Annotated in this window: 24 protein-coding genes; 8 read left to right on the forward strand and 16 right to left on the reverse strand. The window is 64.3% G+C overall.

The window, feature by feature from the left end:
- Positions 1–6: 6 nt before the first annotated feature.
- On the reverse strand, positions 7–1992 hold the full coding sequence (locus AB0876_RS28550; RefSeq protein WP_526043542.1) for a peptidoglycan-binding protein: 1986 nt from the start codon (positions 1990–1992) through the stop codon (positions 7–9).
- Positions 1993–2345: 353 nt separating this feature from the next.
- Here AB0876_RS28550 and AB0876_RS28555 point away from each other — a divergent pair, with 353 nt between their 5' ends.
- From AB0876_RS28555 to AB0876_RS28570, 4 genes are all read left to right on the forward strand, one after another.
- Positions 2346–3851 (forward strand): SulP family inorganic anion transporter, encoded by a 1506-nt coding sequence (locus tag AB0876_RS28555; RefSeq protein ID WP_491838391.1) that lies wholly within the window; start codon positions 2346–2348, stop codon positions 3849–3851.
- Between the two features lie 18 nt (positions 3852–3869).
- Positions 3870–4256, forward strand: a complete 387-nt coding sequence (locus AB0876_RS28560; RefSeq protein WP_491838390.1) for a MerR family transcriptional regulator — start codon at positions 3870–3872, stop codon at positions 4254–4256.
- Between the two features lie 43 nt (positions 4257–4299).
- Complete coding sequence (locus AB0876_RS28565; protein ID WP_491839309.1) at positions 4300–4992, forward strand: HAD family hydrolase; 693 nt, start codon at positions 4300–4302, stop codon at positions 4990–4992.
- 101 nt (positions 4993–5093) lie between these two features.
- Positions 5094–5516, forward strand: coding sequence for a DUF6319 family protein (locus AB0876_RS28570; RefSeq protein ID WP_526043543.1), 423 nt, complete (start codon positions 5094–5096; stop codon positions 5514–5516).
- Positions 5517–5790: 274 nt separating this feature from the next.
- Here AB0876_RS28570 and AB0876_RS28575 read toward each other — a convergent pair whose 3' ends face one another.
- Together AB0876_RS28575 and AB0876_RS28580 are read right to left on the reverse strand one after the other, a co-directional pair.
- Positions 5791–6228: a hypothetical protein gene (locus tag AB0876_RS28575; RefSeq protein ID WP_491838388.1), complete on the reverse strand. Its 438-nt coding sequence runs from the start codon at positions 6226–6228 to the stop codon at positions 5791–5793.
- Between the two features lie 37 nt (positions 6229–6265).
- Positions 6266–6811: a hypothetical protein gene (locus AB0876_RS28580; RefSeq protein ID WP_491838387.1), complete on the reverse strand. Its 546-nt coding sequence runs from the start codon at positions 6809–6811 to the stop codon at positions 6266–6268.
- Between the two features lie 1440 nt (positions 6812–8251).
- Here AB0876_RS28580 and AB0876_RS28585 point away from each other — a divergent pair.
- The 3 genes from AB0876_RS28585 (at position 8252) to AB0876_RS28595 (ending at position 8865) form a co-directional block, all read left to right on the forward strand.
- Positions 8252–8386: a hypothetical protein gene (locus AB0876_RS28585; RefSeq protein WP_526043544.1), complete on the forward strand. Its 135-nt coding sequence runs from the start codon at positions 8252–8254 to the stop codon at positions 8384–8386.
- A gap of 87 nt (positions 8387–8473) precedes the next feature.
- Positions 8474–8635, forward strand: a complete 162-nt coding sequence (locus AB0876_RS28590; protein WP_526043545.1) for a hypothetical protein — start codon at positions 8474–8476, stop codon at positions 8633–8635.
- The gene (locus tag AB0876_RS28595; protein WP_526043546.1) at positions 8632–8865 is read left to right on the forward strand and encodes a helix-turn-helix transcriptional regulator; all 234 of its coding nucleotides are present in this window, start codon (positions 8632–8634) and stop codon (positions 8863–8865) included. The genes AB0876_RS28590 and AB0876_RS28595 overlap by 4 nt, the downstream gene beginning before the upstream one ends.
- Here the strand turns inward: AB0876_RS28595 and AB0876_RS28600 are convergent.
- Both AB0876_RS28600 and AB0876_RS28605 read right to left on the reverse strand, forming a co-directional pair.
- Complete coding sequence (locus tag AB0876_RS28600) at positions 8862–9101, reverse strand: hypothetical protein (RefSeq protein WP_526043547.1); 240 nt, start codon at positions 9099–9101, stop codon at positions 8862–8864. The genes AB0876_RS28595 and AB0876_RS28600 overlap by 4 nt on opposite strands.
- Entirely contained in the window at positions 9101–9292 is a 192-nt protein-coding gene (locus AB0876_RS28605; RefSeq protein ID WP_526043548.1) for a hypothetical protein, read from the reverse strand. Before AB0876_RS28605 ends, AB0876_RS28600 begins: the two co-directional genes overlap by 1 nt.
- A 98-nt stretch (positions 9293–9390) precedes the next feature.
- Here AB0876_RS28605 and AB0876_RS28610 point away from each other — a divergent pair, with 98 nt between their 5' ends.
- Entirely contained in the window at positions 9391–9762 is a 372-nt protein-coding gene (locus tag AB0876_RS28610) for a CDGP domain-containing protein (protein WP_526043549.1), read from the forward strand.
- Between the two features lie 201 nt (positions 9763–9963).
- Here AB0876_RS28610 and AB0876_RS28615 read toward each other — a convergent pair whose 3' ends face one another.
- From AB0876_RS28615 to AB0876_RS28665, 11 genes are all read right to left on the reverse strand, one after another.
- Positions 9964–10275 (reverse strand): hypothetical protein, encoded by a 312-nt coding sequence (locus AB0876_RS28615; RefSeq protein ID WP_526043550.1) that lies wholly within the window; start codon positions 10273–10275, stop codon positions 9964–9966.
- Entirely contained in the window at positions 10272–10769 is a 498-nt protein-coding gene (locus AB0876_RS28620) for a hypothetical protein (protein ID WP_526043551.1), read from the reverse strand. The genes AB0876_RS28615 and AB0876_RS28620 overlap by 4 nt, the downstream gene beginning before the upstream one ends.
- Positions 10770–10803: 34 nt before the next feature.
- A complete protein-coding gene (locus AB0876_RS28625) occupies positions 10804–11046 on the reverse strand; it encodes a holin (protein ID WP_526043552.1) in 243 nt (80 codons plus the stop codon).
- A 16-nt stretch (positions 11047–11062) separates the two neighbouring features.
- Complete coding sequence (locus AB0876_RS28630) at positions 11063–12139, reverse strand: hypothetical protein (protein ID WP_526043553.1); 1077 nt, start codon at positions 12137–12139, stop codon at positions 11063–11065.
- Complete coding sequence (locus AB0876_RS28635; RefSeq protein WP_526043554.1) at positions 12139–13350, reverse strand: N-acetylmuramoyl-L-alanine amidase; 1212 nt, start codon at positions 13348–13350, stop codon at positions 12139–12141. The genes AB0876_RS28630 and AB0876_RS28635 overlap by 1 nt, the downstream gene beginning before the upstream one ends.
- On the reverse strand, positions 13347–13604 hold the full coding sequence (locus AB0876_RS28640; protein WP_526043555.1) for a hypothetical protein: 258 nt from the start codon (positions 13602–13604) through the stop codon (positions 13347–13349). The genes AB0876_RS28635 and AB0876_RS28640 overlap by 4 nt, the downstream gene beginning before the upstream one ends.
- A gap of 65 nt (positions 13605–13669) precedes the next feature.
- Positions 13670–13798, reverse strand: coding sequence for a hypothetical protein (locus tag AB0876_RS28645; RefSeq protein WP_526043556.1), 129 nt, complete (start codon positions 13796–13798; stop codon positions 13670–13672).
- Positions 13795–13968, reverse strand: a complete 174-nt coding sequence (locus AB0876_RS28650) for a hypothetical protein (RefSeq protein ID WP_526043557.1) — start codon at positions 13966–13968, stop codon at positions 13795–13797. The genes AB0876_RS28645 and AB0876_RS28650 overlap by 4 nt, the downstream gene beginning before the upstream one ends.
- Before the next feature lies 1 nt (position 13969).
- Positions 13970–14278: a hypothetical protein gene (locus AB0876_RS28655; protein WP_526043558.1), complete on the reverse strand. Its 309-nt coding sequence runs from the start codon at positions 14276–14278 to the stop codon at positions 13970–13972.
- A gap of 17 nt (positions 14279–14295) precedes the next feature.
- Positions 14296–16746, reverse strand: coding sequence for a hypothetical protein (locus AB0876_RS28660; RefSeq protein ID WP_526043559.1), 2451 nt, complete (start codon positions 16744–16746; stop codon positions 14296–14298).
- Positions 16743–17594, reverse strand: coding sequence for a hypothetical protein (locus AB0876_RS28665; protein WP_526043560.1), 852 nt, complete (start codon positions 17592–17594; stop codon positions 16743–16745). Before AB0876_RS28665 ends, AB0876_RS28660 begins: the two co-directional genes overlap by 4 nt.
- Positions 17595–17600 lie beyond the last annotated feature (6 nt).

Raw genomic sequence — 17600 nt, forward strand, 5'->3', positions numbered from 1 at the left:
GTCCGATCAGGCGGGACCGGATACGCATTGTCGCCACGTGGCCGGCCCGACGACGCCGTCGACGTCGATGGCCCGGCTCTTCTGGAACTTGCGCACCGCCGCGTCGGTGATCGGGCCGAAGTCGCCGTCGACATCGATGGGGGTGGCTTGACTCAGGTTCACCCTTACCTGCACGGCCTTGACGGCCTCACCCTTGCTACCCGGGCGGACCGTGATGAACAGCCGAGTCCAGGTAACCGGTCCCACGATGCCGTCGACCTTGACGCCCTGACTGCCTTGGAATACCCGCACCGCCGCATCGGTGAGCGGGCCGAAGTCGCCGTCGACTTTCAGACCGAAACCCCTCGCGCGCAACAGATGCTGCAAGATCTTGACGAAGGCACTGTCGGTACCCAAGCGCAGTTCGATCATCGTGTCCTGTTGCGCGGGGTCGTCGGTGAGTGGGTTGAGCAACTCGGCTCGCCCGTCGAAGGCGAACAGCAGCAAGTCCGTCATGCGGAAGGTGAGCCGATCGGGCCCCAGGTTGGGACGCCAATGTGGTTCACGCACACTGGAATACTTGCTTCCTTCCATCGCCCGGTGGAACACCTCGGCCACAATGCGGCCACCTACGCCGGTGAGCCGCCCTCCACCGAACACCTCGGCTTCCCGCAGGATGTAGAACCACAATGGGGTGTTGGCGACGAGTTCGTTGCCCAACGCGGCAGAAAGACCGTTCAACTGAGCACCCCCGTTGCCCTTGAGGATCTGCTCGGCGTTGAGCGCGGTGACGTTGGCCAGTGCTGCCATCTGCTGGCCGCTGGCGAGCTTGACCATGTTGGCCCGCATGAGGTTCCGGAACGCCAGGTTGGCTTGAAGCGGCGGTACCGGGACATTGGGGTCGCCGCCGAATGAGCCCGGCGGGAGGGTCGCGAGCGGATCGGTCAGTCTGGTGTCGATCCTGAGCGCCCGGTTGAACTTGGCCTTCGGTACCACCAAGTCTGGACGTCCCGCCTCCGCGAAGTCGTACAACCGGCGGAAGTCGGCGATCCACGTGGACGGCAAGGGACTGTTGCCCGATAGTCCACCGCTGGTTCCCGAGAACGCGAACAGCGCCGACAGAGTTCCCTGCCCGTTGTCGAATATCTTGTTCCAGTTGTAGGCCGAGCGAACCATACTGTGGCCCATGCGAAATGCCGCGACGGAGAACTCGATCGGCATGGTGGGGCTATCGCCTGGAATCGGTGATTTCTCGAAGAGCTTGCGACCGTGGGTGAAGACGTCGTGCACGATGCCGGGGTCGACGATTTTCGGTAGATAATCGTGTAGCAACATCCACTGGTAATGCTTGACGACGAGCGCGCGCGCCGTCTCGAACACTGCCGGAGCGGGAACCGGGCCGAGGGTGTCGAGCACCCGGTTGTGGAACCTGATGAAGGCAAGGTGGGTCTGGGCCACCACCAGGTTCTCATCGTTGCGATGGTCAGGTATCACCGCCGTCTTCCGCGCTGGGTCGCGCGGCAGGTCGAAGCCGTCGAACCCAGGCAGGATCGGGCCCTGCCCGATGGTGCTGCCCATCTTCAGGTGCAGCCCGTCGGTGTAGAACTGCGGGTCTTTGACCGGACCGCGCTCGTAGAGCGAATCGAGATCGAGTGTGGGCGAACGGCCCTGGACAAGCTCGTCGACCGTGAGGTCCGATCCGAGCGGAGCGACAGTGTCATCCCTCGTCAGGTCGTGATCGGCGAACTGACCCAGATACGTGTATCCGGCCGGAATCTCACCGTCCTGATCCGACGGCGGTTCGGTCATCGCCTTGGCCAATTCAGTGATCAACCCGACGCTGGCCGGCGTGCCTTTCGGCCCGATGCGCGAGAAGCGGAACTTGCCGAGCAAAGCTGTATCGGATATCCGTGTCACCGCCTCCGCCGCCAGGGTGCGGGTTTCGTCAGCCGTTTCCGGCGTCACCAAACCCTCACCGACGATGTAGAAGCTGTCTCGACCGTGACGCGTCATGATGCCCCCCCGCAATGCGATGACTGTTGGTGATCGCCAGTCAACTCCGGGCACCGCGGCGTTGGCGTGAGTAGTGCGCTACCCGAATTCAGCCCACGCCGGCCGTCCGCCGCCCCAATCCACTTCGCTGTGGCGTCGAGCACATCCACGCTTCTCGATTTGAAACACAACCCTCCCCCAAGGGTAGAGTTCGGCTACGACGCCGAACGTGGCGGCCGCACGTCCGCGCCTGCAGGCCCTGCGACCGTAATCGATTGCATGTTCCGGCAATAGCTTTCACGCAACGACGCGTGTCTCGACTGTGCCCACATCCGCCCTCCGTGTTGGACCGAGGGCACTGAAACGGAGTTGTGTTGAAACGATCGACCGATGCGGTGACGCCGCACGAACAGCAGTCGGTGCTCACTGCGCTCCGTTCGCCGCGCCGGTTGCGCACCGAGGTCCTCGCCGGCCTCGTGGTGGCGTTGGCCCTGATCCCCGAGGCGATCTCGTTCTCGATCATCGCCGGGGTGGATCCGCGGATCGGACTGTTCGCCTCGTTCACGATGGCGGTGACCATTGCGATCGTCGGTGGCCGGCCGGCGATGATCTCGGCGGCGACGGGTGCCGTCGCCCTGGTGGTGGCCCCGCTGGTGCGCAGTCACGGCCTGGACTACCTGATCGCCACGGTCATCCTCGCCGGAGTGCTGCAGCTGATTCTCGGTGGTCTGGGGGTCGCGAAGCTGATGCGGTTCGTGCCGCGCAGCGTGATGGTCGGCTTCGTGAACGCGTTGGCGATCCTGATCTTCCTGGCCCAGTTGCCGCATCTGCTCGGGGTGCCGTGGCTGGTCTACCCGATGGTCGCGGTCGCCATCGCCGTCATCGTGGCGCTACCGAAACTGAGCACCGCGATCCCCGCACCGCTGGTGGCCATCGTGGTGCTCACCGCCGCCACCGTCGGATTCGGCTGGTCGATTCCCAACGTCGGTGACGAGGGGCAGTTGCCGTCGAGTCTGCCGTCTCTGCTGATTCCCAACGTGCCCTTCACCCTGCACACGCTCGGAGTCATCGCGCCCTATGCACTCGCCATGGCGGTCGTGGGCCTGCTGGAATCGCTGATGACGGCCAAGCTGGTCGACGACGTCACCGACACCCACTCCGACAAGTCCCGCGAGGCGCTGGGCCAGGGCGTGGCGAACATCGTCACCGGATTCTTCGGCGGCATGGGCGGCTGCGCCATGATCGGGCAGACCATGATCAACGTGAAGGCATGCGGCGCCCGGACTCGGATCTCGACGTTCCTGGCCGGCGCGTTCCTGCTCGGTCTGGTCGTCGGCCTCGGCGATGTCGTGGCCCAAATCCCCATGGCCGCACTGGTCGCCGTGATGATCATGGTGTCTGTCGGGACCTTCGATTGGCACAGCATCAACCCGAAAACGTTGCGGCGCATGCCCAAGAGCGAAACCGCCGTCATGCTGGCCACGGTCGCGGTCACGGTGGCGACCAGCAACCTGGCCTACGGCGTCGCTGTCGGCACCCTGACGGCTATGGTGCTGTTCGCCCGCCGGGTCGCCCATTTCACCGAGGTGGTGGATGTCGACCATCCCGACGAGGACACCCGGGTGTATGCGGTCCGCGGCGAGTTGTTCTTCGCCTCCAGCAATGACCTGGTCTACCAGTTCGATTACGCCGGCGACCCCGACAACGTGGTCATCGACATGAGCCAGGCTCACATCTGGGATGCGTCCACCGTGTCCACTCTGGACGCCATCACCACCAAATACGCCGCCAAGGGCAAGACCGCCACCATCGTGGGCATGAACGAAAACAGCGCAGAACGGCACGCGCGACTCAGCGGCCATGCCACCGCGGCGCACTGACCGTCACAGGGGGAAGCGTTGAGCAGCCAGGATCACCTACAGATCGGCGAGGTCGCCGCACGAACCGAGTTGTCCATCAAGACAATCCGGCACTACGACGAGGTCGGCCTGGTTGTCCCCTCGGCACGGTCCGCCGGCGGCTTCCGCCTCTACACGGCCGACGACGTCGACCGACTGCTGGCGATCCGTCGCATGAAACCGTTGGGCTTCACCCTCGATGAAATGCGAGAACTGCTCGACACCCTCGATACCCTCAACTCCCCCACCTCGACCGCCGCGCAGCGCGCCGCGGCGACAACCTATCTGGCCGAATGCCATACCCGAGCCCAGGAAGCCTGCGCCAAACTCACCCGGCAACTGGCATACGCACAGGAACTGACCGAGCAACTGGCGCACTACCGCTGAGCCGTTTGATCTGCGGGCAGGCGGGTATACCGCGCGCATGCCGATGTCGAGCCCTTTTGCGGTCCTGTTCGACGTTGACGGGACGCTCGTCGACACGAACTACCTGCACGTGCACGCCTGGGCGCGCGCGTTCCGCGAGGAGAACATCGACGTGGAGTCCTGGCGGATCCACCGCAGCATCGGCATGGATGGCGACAGCCTGGTGGCAAACCTGTCCGGGGATGCGAGTGACGCTGTGCAGCAACGCCTCAAGGACAGGCACGGCAGCCTCTACAAAGACAGCACGGACCTGATCGTCCGGCTTCCCGGAGCCCGCGAATTGCTCCACCATCTCGCAGAGCGAGGGGTGCGGGTCGTGCTCGCCAGCTCCGCGCCGGAAGACGAACTCGCGATCACCCGAAAGATTCTCGACAGCGACGACGCCATCGCGGCAGCGACGTCATCGAAAGATGTCGACACGGCCAAGCCCGACCCGGACATCGTCGAGGTGGCGTTGAAGCGCGCCGGCGTGTCCGCCGAGCAGGCGGTCTTTGTCGGCGACGCAGTGTGGGACGGCGAAGCCGCCACCCGCACCGGCGTACCGTTCGTCGGCGTACGGTGCGGCGGAGTCGCCGACTCTGAGCTCGAAAAAGCAGGTGCACAAGCGGTTTTCGATGATCACCATGACCTGCTCCAGAATCTGGACTCCACCGCCATCGGCGCCCAGATCCGCGAGGCGGAGAGCCCGACACGTTGAACCGGGCGGGCGCGTCGACTTGACGCCGAAGGTCGAACGCGTGTTCTAATGTCTGCGACCGCCAGCCCGCTCTTGCAGACGATGTTGAGAAGGAGTCCGCCGTGACGATGACTGTAGACACTCAGGCGCCAGAAACGTTGACCACCGACTCCGACACCCCTGCTGACTTGACCACCGCGCCCGCGTCCGACGGCGCTGAAACTTCCGTTGACGAGAAGCCTCGGAAGGCCCCGGCCAAGAAGGCGCCGGCCAAGAAAGCCAAGACCATCGAGCTGACGCTCACCGTCACCGGCACCGCCGACGGTGAATGGCACGCCGAACTCAAGCAGGGCACCACCTACCTGGCGCGCAACGTCGCGGTCGCTGCTGCTGCCGTCTCGCGCGCGGCCAAGGAGCTGCACGAGGACCTCTCCACGCCCATCGACGAGGTGATCGAGGAGGCCCGATCACAGCAGGCCGCCAAGGTCGCCGCACTCGAAGCCGAACTCGAAGCTGCGCGAAAGGTCTTGTCCGACTTGGAGTGAGCACCCTGTCCAGTCTGGCGATTTTGCATCCTGTCGGCGTTTCGTACCACCGAGACGGCGTTCAATCGCAGCAGACTCGTCCACGTCAAGGCCTACATCCGGGTGTCGTGGCGTTTCGTCGCTACAACTACCGCGAATCGCAAGGCCAACGGGAGATCAATATGACTGGCGCCAACGGCATTCCATCGGTTCCGCAGGTCTACCCGAACGGCACCTGCTACTGCGGATGCGGCGAAACTCCGAAGCACGGCCGAAGCATCGCCTGCCCTACCGTCTAGTGGCCAGTGACAGTGAGATAGACACGGGCTTCGCCTGGCTGCGACTGTCCCGAAATGACAGTGAGGTTGTCGATAGCGGCGAGTTGGGTTCCACCAATCTGCAGATTCGACAACGTTGCACATGCCATGCCATCCGACAGAGTCGACACCTGGAGTCCTTGGCATGTCGTCGGCCTCATTTTCAATCGCAGCCCGTCGACTTCGACTGGAGATATTGGCAGCGGAGAGGTGAACAATCCTTTATAGCTCGCACTTCCCGAACCGGGCGGTGGCATTTCAATCATCGATACCAGCGAATAGTTATCAGGAACGCCAATCCCCATTTTCTGCAATTGGCTTCGAGTTTGGGGCTCGTCAAGGGACTGCTTCTCGAATTTGACCTCATCTGAACAGCCCACCAGAAACAGCATTGCTATCGTCAAGATTGATGGCATTGTCCGCATCGTCAACGTAAGTACCTCGACTCTTAGCCTAGCCGTAGTTAGGGTATGTCCGAATAGTGCTCGTACCAGTGGCGTCGAACCCTCGTGCCCATCCGATATCGCGCAACGTCGCCAGGCTGTCGATCGCTTCGGTCTTCATGCCATCCATGACGCCACCCCCGCTACTGCGTGGATGAGCGTAGTCGATGTAATCGTAAATGTAGTAGCGCTGATGCACGACCGGATCCTGTCCCGGCCCAGCCTCGACCTGGGTAACGACTTGAACTGAGTAGCGGCCCAGTGCGTAAACATTGTCGGGCTCGCTGGTCCCTACGACAGTCCAACCCGATGCCGCCCCCTCTTGTGCTGGAGATCCACCGAGCACCTCGGTGTACACGGATTGGCCTGACAGGGCAGCGTTTGCAAGAGCGGTCGTCCGGGCAGACTCGAGAACATCCGGTAGCGCCGGGGCCCCCTCGTAGCCGCTAGTCAGGTCCTTAGCGAATGCATCCGTTTGCGCCGTGCTGAACCGAAGCGGTTTGGCCATCGAAGGATCTCGCCCACCCGACTCGTTCGCGAGGAAATGATCGATCACGTCAGCCCCAGTAGCCCAACCGCGCAGGCGCAGCCAAGCAACTGCCCGACTATCCGGCTCTGGCGTGTCTCTGGTGGAGCGGCTAGTGCCTGAGCCTCCGACGGACCGACGGCTCTCGTAGCAGGTAGCCCGGCCTTCCAGCAAAACGCAAAAACCCGCCCCGACCGAAGTCAGAGCGGGTTTTCAAACGTGGAGCTAAGGGGATTCGAACCCCATTTCGACCTGGGCTTTTAGCCCGTGACCTGCATAAACACACCCATGTATTACGTGGCCACACGTGCCCGCGACATGCGCAAACGTGATGAGGTGTTGTTTAAACAACACGGCACCCACCTGGCTATCCGCCCCACGTGCCGGGTTTGCCTGACGGGCAGGCAAATATGGCTCACGGATGTCCCTCACCGGGATTACGCTCAGCGCATGGAAGAGGGGTCCGAGTCGGCCGCGCCCACCGAGCTTGCTGGTGTGGCCGAGGCCGACACCATGTCGGCATACGCCTGGTCCGACGATGAAAGCCCCGAGGTTCTGCCGCCTCGCCGTTGGCCGGCGTGGGTGACGGCGGGCGCGGTCGCGGCGAGTCTGGCAGTCGTCGGCGGTGCGGCCTGGGTGGCAGTGCCACATCTCCGCGGCGCGCAACCTGCTCCGGTACCGCCAGCGCCCGCCGCGCAGCCCGCTCCGATGCCAGCGCCAGCCCCTACCGCAGTGTCGGCCCATCCGGCCGCCCTACCAGCTCCTCCCCCGCGACCGCCCGCGCCCGTGTCCCTCTCGGCTAAGGGGGGCAGCGTCTTTGTGAAAACACGTTCAGGAAAGACCGTCTGCCAGGTGACGGCTGGAACCGTCGCATGCAATGTGGATTTCATGCGACCCACACCCTCTGTTGGCGGGCTTCCAGCCTCCGGCATCAGTGTCACGTCGCGAGGCGGCTGGGAGTGGCTCGTCGGCGATCCTGGGAACCCCGACTACAACACGCTGGCCTACGGGGAGACGTACCGGGCGCTCGGGTGGACGATCACCCCGACAAGTGGGGACACAACGTTTATGAATGATGCGACCGGCCACGGCATGACAGTGAGCGTCGAGGGGTTTTCGACGTTCTGAGCAGGCCCGCCTCGGTGGGAACCGGATAAGCGCGCGCTGCGTCTAATCGTCGTGAGGTCTGCTGAGTCCGTTGACACCGAGTTGCGGGTACTGGTCGCCTACCGGATGGCGTGCGCGGCTGATGGCGATCCGGTGACGTCTACTGCGGTGGTAGATGAGCTGCTTGATGAGCGGTCGCGCGTTGCCGAAGGTTCCTGCGGGCGCTGACTTTTCGGTTAGTCTGCCGGATTTTTCTTGGCCAAACCCCTTGTACTTCACAACGCTAGCGTGCTATAGTCGTATTACCCGAAAGGGGAAGCCGGAAATACCGGCCCGGCCCAACAGCCGGAGGAAGGAGAGCAGATGACAGGAACCGCCTGGATCGCCCTCGTGGCCGTGATCCTCGCAGGAATCCAAACCGGGATGAAGATCAGGGAGCACCTGACCGACTACCCGATACGGAAACCGAAAGAGGAGGAGGACCCCGAGGGCGACTAGAACCGGACCCCGACCCGACTAGAGCCGCTAGCCGGGTCGGGGCACCGGCCCCCAGAATATCCAACCACCAGCAGAAAGGAACACCCGATGATCACCAAGGTCATCACCGGCATCACCATCCCCGCGCTCGCCGCACTCGTCCTGTGGCTCACCGCCGCGCCGGCCTGGATGTGGATCGTTCTGGCCGTCCTCGTCGTCATCGACGCCGGCATTGTGGTTCGGGCGGCCCGGATCGACGCCCGCCAATGAAACCGGTCATCGTCGACGAGGACACCGGTCGCGAGCTCTGGCGGGCGCAGCAATGCGCGGAACACATCGGCGCAACCCCGGTCACGTGGCGCGGCTACGTCAGCCGGGGACAAGCGCCCGGGTCAGTCGGCGAGCTCGACGCCCGGACGCCGTTGTGGGACGCCGACGCGGTGCGCGAGTGGAACGCTGCCCGGCCCGGACAAGGCGCACGCACCGACCTGAGCGACTAGAGCTCGACCACCGTGGCGGGCCCCGCCAGCGGCCGGCACCCAGCGGATAGCGGCGGCCCGTAGATCACCGCGTCGCATTCGCGGCACCGCCACGTGGTGTGGCCACCGCAGTTGCAGGGCTGGTGACCGACGAGCACCCGGTGCCCGCCGAGCTGGTGACCGTTCGGGCAACGCTTGGGCGGCAGGGTCATCCACCGGTCGTCGGTGGTCGGGACCAGGTCACCAATGTCAGGCATCAGGAACCAGGCGGTGCGAGCGGCAGTGTCTCGACCTGGGCGCCATGCTCAGCGGCGTACGCCTCGGCCTCGGCGCGCTGGTCGTCGGTGAACGTTCGGACCAGGGACCAGTGCGGCCGGACGATCAATGTCAGGTCGGCCAGCTCGGCGGTGCCTCGGGGCTTCTGACGTTGAACAAGCGGCTCTGACACGGCCAACACCATAGCCCCCAGCAACGACAGACCTGCCCCGGCCGACGCCCGACGTAATTCTTCTCCCTGTCAATGTGAGGCGACGCTACGATCCGCGCATGAGGAAGATTGCGGTGGTTGCCGCCGTTTTCGCCGCGACGTCGATCCTTGGCGCCGCTCCGGCCGTGGCCGACCCCCCACCGCCCGGCTGTGAACGAGTGCCGATCCTTGGGCTCGACCCGAAGGTGCGAGAAATCTGCGACCTACCGATCCAGCCAGACGGTTCATGGACGAGGTGGCGTTGGTACTGGGCACCCAGGTATGTGGGGAGTCAATGTGTCGCCGGATTCCCGGCCGACGGGCAGCTCGCAAACGGTTGCCCGCCCGGGACGCATCACTCCTTCAGTCCGGAGTATGTGGAACCCAAGGAGGTGTACGTCGTCACCGCCGACACCATCCCGCCTGGCGAGCCGGGGTATATCGGCGGGTGAACGCAAAAGGCCGCCCTCCGCTGGAGAGGCGCGGAGGGCGGCGGGGCTTGCCTACACCGGCCAAGGGGCCGGTTCAGCCAGCAGGTAGATCGTATCGCTACATGAGGACGCGGCAGAGCACGTAAGTGAGCAGCGACGCGCACAGCGCGCACGTGACACCGATGTATACGGCACAGTGACACAGAAGCTGACGGTCAGGCATCACGTGAGCTCTCGCACCGCCGCGATCGCGGCACTGATCGCGGCGTGGTCCTCTGAATCCCACGCCCGCACCAAGGCCCGCAGCACCTTCTTCATCGCCCCGTACTCGGTCTCACACTTCGCGCACTGCTTCTCCAACTTCTCGTAGTCCTGATCCATGCGGTCCAGGCGTCGGTCATACGATGAGGTGATCTTGTCGGTCATGTCCGCGCGTCGACCGCCACGGCCAACGATGGCCTGAATGATGCCACCGATGACGATGCCAGCGACACCAACCACGGCGACAATGACGGACGCGACCGATGGGTTCACGAGTCTTCTTTCTCGGCGCGGCGTAGTGCCTTGCGGGCTTGGGTGATGCGGCGGATGTCGCGCAGTGCGAGGAACGCGGCGCACCAGGCGTAGGCGGCGAACCCGAACACGGCGACCACGGATTTTCCCCACCATGCCATTTGTAGGGTGCCGATGACGTAGCCGGCGAATCCGCCGAACGCGGACACGTCTCCGCCGAGCTGCAGCCACAGGCCGAGGCGGTAGACCCAGAACCGTGTTTTGTCGGGGGCGGAGGATAGGTATTTGCCGATGAGGCAGATGGACATGCCGACGAATAGCCATAGCCACACGAATTCGACGAATGGGCCCATGGCTTGTCCGACGGATTGTGGGACGCCTTGCGCGATGAAGAGGCAGTAGAGGCCGCCGAGGATCATGTGTGCGTAGACGACGATTTGGAAGAGGATGACGCCTTCGCTGTCGAGTGCGTCGAGGAATCGGTCTACGCCGCGGCGGAACCCTCGCAGGATCACGGCTTGGGCCTTTCGTCGACTGCACACGGGCGGCTCATCCCTCGGTGTCCAGCTTCACCGGTGTTGCCGAGTTCGGTGTGCCGATGGGCAGCTTGCCGACGAACCCGGCCTTGATCAACGAGCCGAGTGCGGCAACGACGGTGACGTTGATGGCGGCTTTCCAGTTCACCGACCACAGGTCGAATCCGTCGATGGACACGAGGTATCCGATGAAGGCGAATGCGGCGGTGGACAGGACTCGGTCGGCGGCGTCTTTCCAGAACTGCAGAGTGAACATGAGAGTGCCTTTCGTTTCAGGCGGCTACGCCGCGCATCCACTCCACGTCCCCCGGGGTGGCGAACGTGGAGTAGTGGGGGTTCGGGTTGGCGGCGAGGAACATGACAGCGTCGAATGTCGCTTTCACGGCGGCGAATCCCTCGCCAATCGGGTTGCCGAAGAGGGCCAGCACGCGGCTGAAGAGTGCAGTGGGTCCGCCGACCCATGAGTTCTCGGTGACGATGCGGGCGATGGCGGTCTGATCCCGGCCGGCTTCGTCGTCGTCGACTTCGGCGAACATGTCGTCGTCGTTGGGATGTTCTGCCCAGCGGTCGCCGATGCCCTCAGCGTTGGCGTCGAACAGTCTGTTTGTCATGATTCCGCTAGTGCCCGGGTCCGGTGGGCTTTGGGCCCATGAGCACACGGCGTCTTTGGCGCGACGCGGGTTGCCGAACATGAGGCCGCGGCGGAATGTCTTGAGCCGGTAGTGCAGCGGGGCGTTCGGTGGCAGGACGTACTTCCACATGAACTCGCAGAAGATCATCGCGCCCTGGCTGAATGCGATGCCGCCCCACAAGACTTCGGGGCCGAACCACCACATGACCTTCGGGCCGTCCGGGTTGTTCGGGTCGACGGGTGGGCCTTCGATCCACTGGCTGGAGAGCTGGCGGTACAGCGCCTCGACACCGGTCGCGTTCTTGAAGGGCAGCGCGGTGGTGTCCCAGTCCCCCACCGGTTTCCAGTGGCATACGCCTTGCTGCTCCAATTGGCTGGCCGTCTGCGCGCACGGGCCTTGGAACATGTTGCTCTGGTGCCCCTCAACTGTGAACACGATGGACAGCACCGGATCGGGGCGCTTCAGCAGGCCGACGTCGTACTTGAACTCGACGTTCACCACACCGGGGATGTAGTGCGGGGCGCCCGGTCTGCCCTCGGTGGTGTAGACGCCCTGCACTCGCTTGACCTCGACGGTCAGGGCGGTAGTGAACAGGTCTCCGTCATCGAGGGTGTTGCGGGCCGGGGTGTATAGCTTCTTGAGCCGCGCCTTGAGTTTGACGATTTCAGGGCTACGGTCCCCCTCGCCAAGTCCGACGTACTGCCCGCCGATGTACATCAGGCGCCCGTCTTGCGGATGAGCGCGGCCAGGCCGGCGCGGAGCGTGCGGCGTTGGCCCTGGGCGTTGCGGCCGAGGTCGCCGTCCTCGCCCCACTCGTCGAGGCCGGCGCCGAGCTGGGTGCGGATCTCACGGGCGTCGGCAGCCATCGCCTCCAGCAGTTCGCGGTCGCTGTAGTCCTTCGGGAACTGCTTCGGCTGCTCAACTGGCGGCGTGGTCTGACCGCCGGCGGCCCAGAAGTTGAACCGCTCCGTGAAGTAGTCGACCGGGAACCCACCACCCACATCGGTGTGCGTGCCGTCCTTCAGGACCTTGGTGACGTACTGGTGATCGGTGACGCCCGCGCGCGCAGCCGAGTAGTTGCCGCCGGTGCCGATGACGACGAGGGGGATGCCGTACTTCTTGCAGTCCTGCACCGCGAGATACGCGGCGGCATCGATCGCCTTGGACTGCTTCATCCATTCGGCCCGCGACCAGGACGCGCGAGACCCGGCGAAACACAAGTTGATCGACCGCCCGTTCGCGGACAGCACTGACCAGGATGCGTAGTCGGTGTCCACCACGTCGACGACGGTCACGCCGCCGTCAGATGCTTGGCCGACCGTGTAGTGGTACGAAACCCCGTTGCCCTGCAGGTACTTCGCCAGATCCTCGGCGGCAGAGTCACCGCCGCCGCCCTCTTGGGTGTGCAGGATGAACAGGTCGACCTTGGTGCCGTTGCGGCTGGAGTTGTTGGGGCTCCACATCGGCCACTCGTTGAAGTCAGGGCGGTTGTCGGCCACGGGTTCTCCTCCGGTGGTGGGCCAGTACTTGTCGAGGTAGGGCGTCACGACGGCGATGCGTGACTTGATTTCGGTGAGGTATGCGCGGCGGCCGTTGGCGTACCAGTAGTCGGCGGACGGCCAGTTCGGGGCTTGCTGCAGCCAGCAGATGTTCAGCCAGATATCCGCGCTGGCACCGGGTTTGCGCCGCTGAGTGTCGAGCCGGTCGTAGAACGCGGCGATCTGCGCGGCGGCACCGTCGAACCGGTTCGGATATGAACCGTCCTGTTGCGCGACACCGTAGGTGGTGTGCGTCGGATCCCAGATGGTGTCGGACCACCCGGACTCTTGGTAGAGGCAGGACATCTCAGCAAGGCACTCATTGCGGGTGTGGCCGCGCTTCTGGGCTTCGCCGACGATGAGCTGCGCGACCTGATCCTTGGTCGTCATCGGATGCCGAACTTGCCCAGCAATGAGACGAGCTGGTCAACACCAGGGATCTTCAGGAACCCGGCGATACGGGATGCCAGGCCATCAAGCAGGTTGTCATCCCAGGTTCCGGGGATCGCGTCGGTGAGCTTGTCGATCAGCCAGTTGCCGACCTTCTCGGCGTCGTCGCGGTTGGCGGGATCTTTCAGCCAGGCGACGGCGGCCGCGAAGATGGCTTCACCGAGCGGCTTCATGAGCGGGGCAAGGATGTTCACGGCAAGTCCTTTCACGACAAAGCCCCGGTCACCGAATCGGCGCCAGGGCTTCGGAAGACGAGTGGTTAGTGGTGATGGATGGTGTCGCGGTCGACGATCGCGCTGACCGGCCAGATGCCGTAGTAGAAGACGGCGAACGCTGCAGCGAACAGGGACAGGCCGATACCCACACCCGCAGCGAGCGGGCGGATCACCACCACACCCCAAGCCCGATAGCGAACCCGATGATCGACACCGGAACCAACACAGCAGCGAGGACGGCGGCCAAATTCACGCGCGGCTGAGACGGCGGATTCGACACCCCTCCACCGCCGCCGGACCCGGCGCCGAGCACGATCGCATCGATCCACGGTTGCGCGACCATGTCAGACCCCTTGCGGCACATTGAACTCGGCGCGGTACTCCGCGTCGGACAGAACACGAATCACACCAGTGGAGACGACGACGATCCACGCGCCCGTGTCGGCAACCATCTCCGGGCTACCGTCAGGGCGTTGCAGGCGGATGCGCCAGTGCACCGTGTCGCCCTCGCGGAAGCCCTCAACCGTGGCGCGGATGAGCAGGTTGCCCTGCAGGCCGGAGTCGATCGCGAAGACGATTTCGGCGGCAGCGGCGGCGGTCCCGTCGAACTGCATCGACTGATAGGTGGGCTGGATGATGGGATCTGCTGGCATGAAAGGCACAACTCTCCTTAGGGTTTCGGTTCGACGATGAGGTGACGATCAGAGAACGTCGCAGTGGCGGCACTGGCCTTGTAGACGGCCTTGATAGTGGTTGTGCCGGGATTCAAACCGGTGAGGTGGATTGGGCGGCCGATGGTTCCGACCAGGCCGCCGGTGGACACGCCCCAACCTGCAGCCGCGCGCGCGTCACTCGCGGCGAGCGTGTTCGCGCCGGACAGCACGAACGTCATGTATCCGCGGACGTTCAGGTTGGTCGACGTCGTCAGGTAGGCGGAGAAGTCGACGACGATCTCCCCGGACGGGGGCACGTTCAGCGTCACGGACGGGCCGGTGGTGGCTAGGTCGGTGTAGCTGGTGCTGCTGGTGCCCTGTGACGTGGCGACCGTATTGGACACGATCCGCGACGGCGTCCCCGAGTCGAGGAACGCGAACTGAATGATCGACCCGGGCAGCGCGGAATCCGACGATGCCCAACCGCCGGACCGGTAGGTGGCACCCATCGAGGAGCCGTGCGCGGTGTCGTCGTACGAGTCGAACGGGGTCCCGTTGACGGCGATCGTATAGATGTAGCCGTCATCGGAGGTCAGGGAGAACGCGTTGAACGGCACAGCTTCGGCGATGGTGCCAGTTTTTCCGGGGAAAACCGTCTTGACACCGCTGGACACTCGGCCCATTTCGTAGTTCGTTACGCCGCCAACGGTTTTCACCCACAGGTACACGTACGTCGTGAAACCGGTGTTGGCGCGGATGATCAGGATGTGCCCACCCGACGCGCCACCGGGCGGCACCCGGCTCCACGTCGCCGCCGCCGTCATCGCATCAGTCAGCGCCACACCAGTATTCAGCCGGAACGTCGGCAACAGCAACGTGCCCATCGAAGTGAACGCCGCAGGCATCGCGGGGCGCGCCCGCAGCCACCCGCAACCATCAGCACCGTCAGCCGCATTGAACAGGTTGATCCCCGCGCCGCCCGCGCCGACCGTGAGGGATAGCGCACCACTCGCCTGCCCGGGGGCGAGCGTGATGCTGTCCCATGAGCCCGCGTTGCCGCCCTTGCCGAGGTTGCTGAACCACTCGCCTGAACCGCCACCGCCACCGGGCGGGTTGCCATCCTTTGTTGCCGAAGCCGCCGCGCCACCGACGTACAGGATGTCGAGGTGCGTCAGGTTGCCGGGGCTGGCGCCGAAGCCGCTACCGAATCCAGGCCCCTGCGCCGCACCACCCGTGCCAGTTGCCTTGGTAACACCCGCCACCTTGAAAACAGAATCGGTACCCGCAGTCGACGAGTCAGTGAAACCACCGCTACCGCCACTGCCGGCGCCCACCGTGATGACATCCGCCGAGTCTGTGGCGTGGTTGAACCACGCTGGCAGTACCGGGGTGTAGTTGCCTGCCACGTCGAATACTTGCGTCTCAGGTTGCCGGAACGGGACCGACGCAGAGAATCCGTTCGCGCCCTCCAGAATGTTCTGCAACGCGTTGATCGCCGCGCCCTGGGCGCTGATCGTCGAAGCCAACGCCAACATCACCGCATTCGCCTGCGACTGAGTCGCGGAGCCCGCATTGTTGCCGCCGAGCTTGTTGAAAATCTGAGTGATCACACCCTGCGCCTGAGACTGCGCCGTCGTCGCAGTCGACTGGGCACCCGATGCCGCTGACTGCGCATCAGCAGCATCCGACAGCGCCGTTGTGGCGTCCGTCGCTGCGGTGTTCGCCGTCGACTTCGTGCCAAGGAAGTCGGCCACCGACGCGCCGACACTGCCCCACGCGCCACCCGACAACCACGACGTCCAGTTGTTCTGGGCACTCGTAGCGTCGCCCTGGATCGATGTGATGACCGGCGACGTACCCGTAAGCCACTGAGCTGCAGCGGCTTTGATCGCCAAGAAGATCGGGCCCGAACCCGTGTAGGTGCCGTTGAGAGCGTCCTTCATGTTCCCGAGCGCCGCGTTGATATCAGCCTGCACATCATCCGGGATCGCGAACAGATTCAGCGGGGCCAGGAACACGGTCGCGACCAACTGCCACGCCTCAGCGGCGGTCGGCAGGTCGTCGAAGTCCAAGCCATTGAACAGCGCCGACAGAAAATCCAAACCCGCCTTCAGTAACGGCAGGTCAATGCCTTTGCCGTCCGCCAGGCTGGCCACGAAGTCATCCCAAGACGCCAGATTGATCCCAGCCGCGGTGTAGATGAACGACGTGATCTGAGCGCCCAGATTTTCAGCCCAGTCCTTCAACTGCTCGAACGAAGAGACACCCGGGATGAAGAACCCGACCACGGCCATGACGACCTGCTCAAGGGCCTTCTCCAGGAAACGCTTGACGAACTCGCCGAGGTCCGGCAGCGATGGCAGCGGCACGTCCTGCTTGTTGTAGCCACCCCACGGAACGTCCGGGAGATTGTGCAGCGACTCCAGATTCGGTGTCGCCCGGGCCCACTCCGGTAGCGGATCGGTCACACGTACTCCACGTCAATGCTGAACCACGGCTCCGTCGTCGAGAACGTCGCCGCACCAGACTTCTTCTCCGCCATCAGATAGATGGTCGCCGCAGCACCGGCCGCAACGAAGTAGTCCGCATTCGACGCTGCCGTGCCTGCAGGCGGCCCGGAGACAATGCTGGTGCGCTGGGTCTGCACTCCCGAGACTCCATGCCCGTAGCCGATGATCGGACCGTCAGCGGCGCCTAGGCGGGCCACGATGTCGACCTTCAGATCCGAGCTGGAACCGATGACCGTTGCACCGGCGTTGGGGCGGAGCCGGATCGGGGCCTGATAGATTCCGGCGGCGATAGAGATCACGCCGAGCTGATACGTCGCTGTCGTGCCCGCAGGCGCGTTGTTCAGACTGCCGGCCCAATGCGACCGACTAGCCTTCTGCGGAACCAGGTCGAACCCGTCGCCGGCAGAGTTCACCGCCGGCACGGTGCCCGACACAGGGGTCGGATTCAGGTCGGTGGGATCCCATGTCGCATCACCGTCGTTGCCGTCCTTGCCGGTACGCAACGCCAGGCTGAGTTGCACCCGCTGAGGAGTGCCCGGACCGCCCGGCTGAGTCACCGTGATCCCCGCGCCCATCGGTGTCGGATCGTTGTTCGCCAGCTCAGTGACCGGCACCTCTTCCAGGAACTCTGTCCACGGGCCCGGATCGCCCTGCACCAAGCCCGCAATTCCCGACGTTCCATCGAGCGGCTTCGCGAAGAAAATATATGCGCCGCGCTCCGGGTCGGACTCCTTCGGAACCAGGCAGGGAACAAGCCAATACTCTTCCCCGTCAACGACCTTCGTGGGATAGGGCTCTGTAGGCACGATGCG

It is taken from the genome of Mycobacterium sp. NPDC049093, from assembly GCF_040704635.1.
Classification (GTDB): Bacteria; Actinomycetota; Actinomycetes; order Mycobacteriales; family Mycobacteriaceae; genus Mycobacterium.

Coding starts and splice junctions, on each gene's coding strand:
- AB0876_RS28550 (WP_526043542.1), bottom strand. CDS start 1,992: ATGACGCGTCACGGTCGAGACAGCTTCTACATCGTCGGTGAGGGTTTG.
- AB0876_RS28565 (WP_491839309.1), top strand. CDS start 4,300: ATGTCGAGCCCTTTTGCGGTCCTGTTCGACGTTGACGGGACGCTCGTC.
- AB0876_RS28575 (WP_491838388.1), bottom strand. CDS start 6,228: ATGCCATCAATCTTGACGATAGCAATGCTGTTTCTGGTGGGCTGTTCA.
- AB0876_RS28585 (WP_526043544.1), top strand. CDS start 8,252: ATGACAGGAACCGCCTGGATCGCCCTCGTGGCCGTGATCCTCGCAGGA.
- AB0876_RS28590 (WP_526043545.1), top strand. CDS start 8,474: ATGATCACCAAGGTCATCACCGGCATCACCATCCCCGCGCTCGCCGCA.
- AB0876_RS28595 (WP_526043546.1), top strand. CDS start 8,632: ATGAAACCGGTCATCGTCGACGAGGACACCGGTCGCGAGCTCTGGCGG.
- AB0876_RS28600 (WP_526043547.1), bottom strand. CDS start 9,101: ATGCCTGACATTGGTGACCTGGTCCCGACCACCGACGACCGGTGGATG.
- AB0876_RS28610 (WP_526043549.1), top strand. CDS start 9,391: ATGAGGAAGATTGCGGTGGTTGCCGCCGTTTTCGCCGCGACGTCGATC.
- AB0876_RS28625 (WP_526043552.1), bottom strand. CDS start 11,046: ATGTTCACTCTGCAGTTCTGGAAAGACGCCGCCGACCGAGTCCTGTCC.
- AB0876_RS28630 (WP_526043553.1), bottom strand. CDS start 12,139: ATGTACATCGGCGGGCAGTACGTCGGACTTGGCGAGGGGGACCGTAGC.
- AB0876_RS28635 (WP_526043554.1), bottom strand. CDS start 13,350: ATGACGACCAAGGATCAGGTCGCGCAGCTCATCGTCGGCGAAGCCCAG.
- AB0876_RS28650 (WP_526043557.1), bottom strand. CDS start 13,968: ATGGTCGCGCAACCGTGGATCGATGCGATCGTGCTCGGCGCCGGGTCC.
- AB0876_RS28655 (WP_526043558.1), bottom strand. CDS start 14,278: ATGCCAGCAGATCCCATCATCCAGCCCACCTATCAGTCGATGCAGTTC.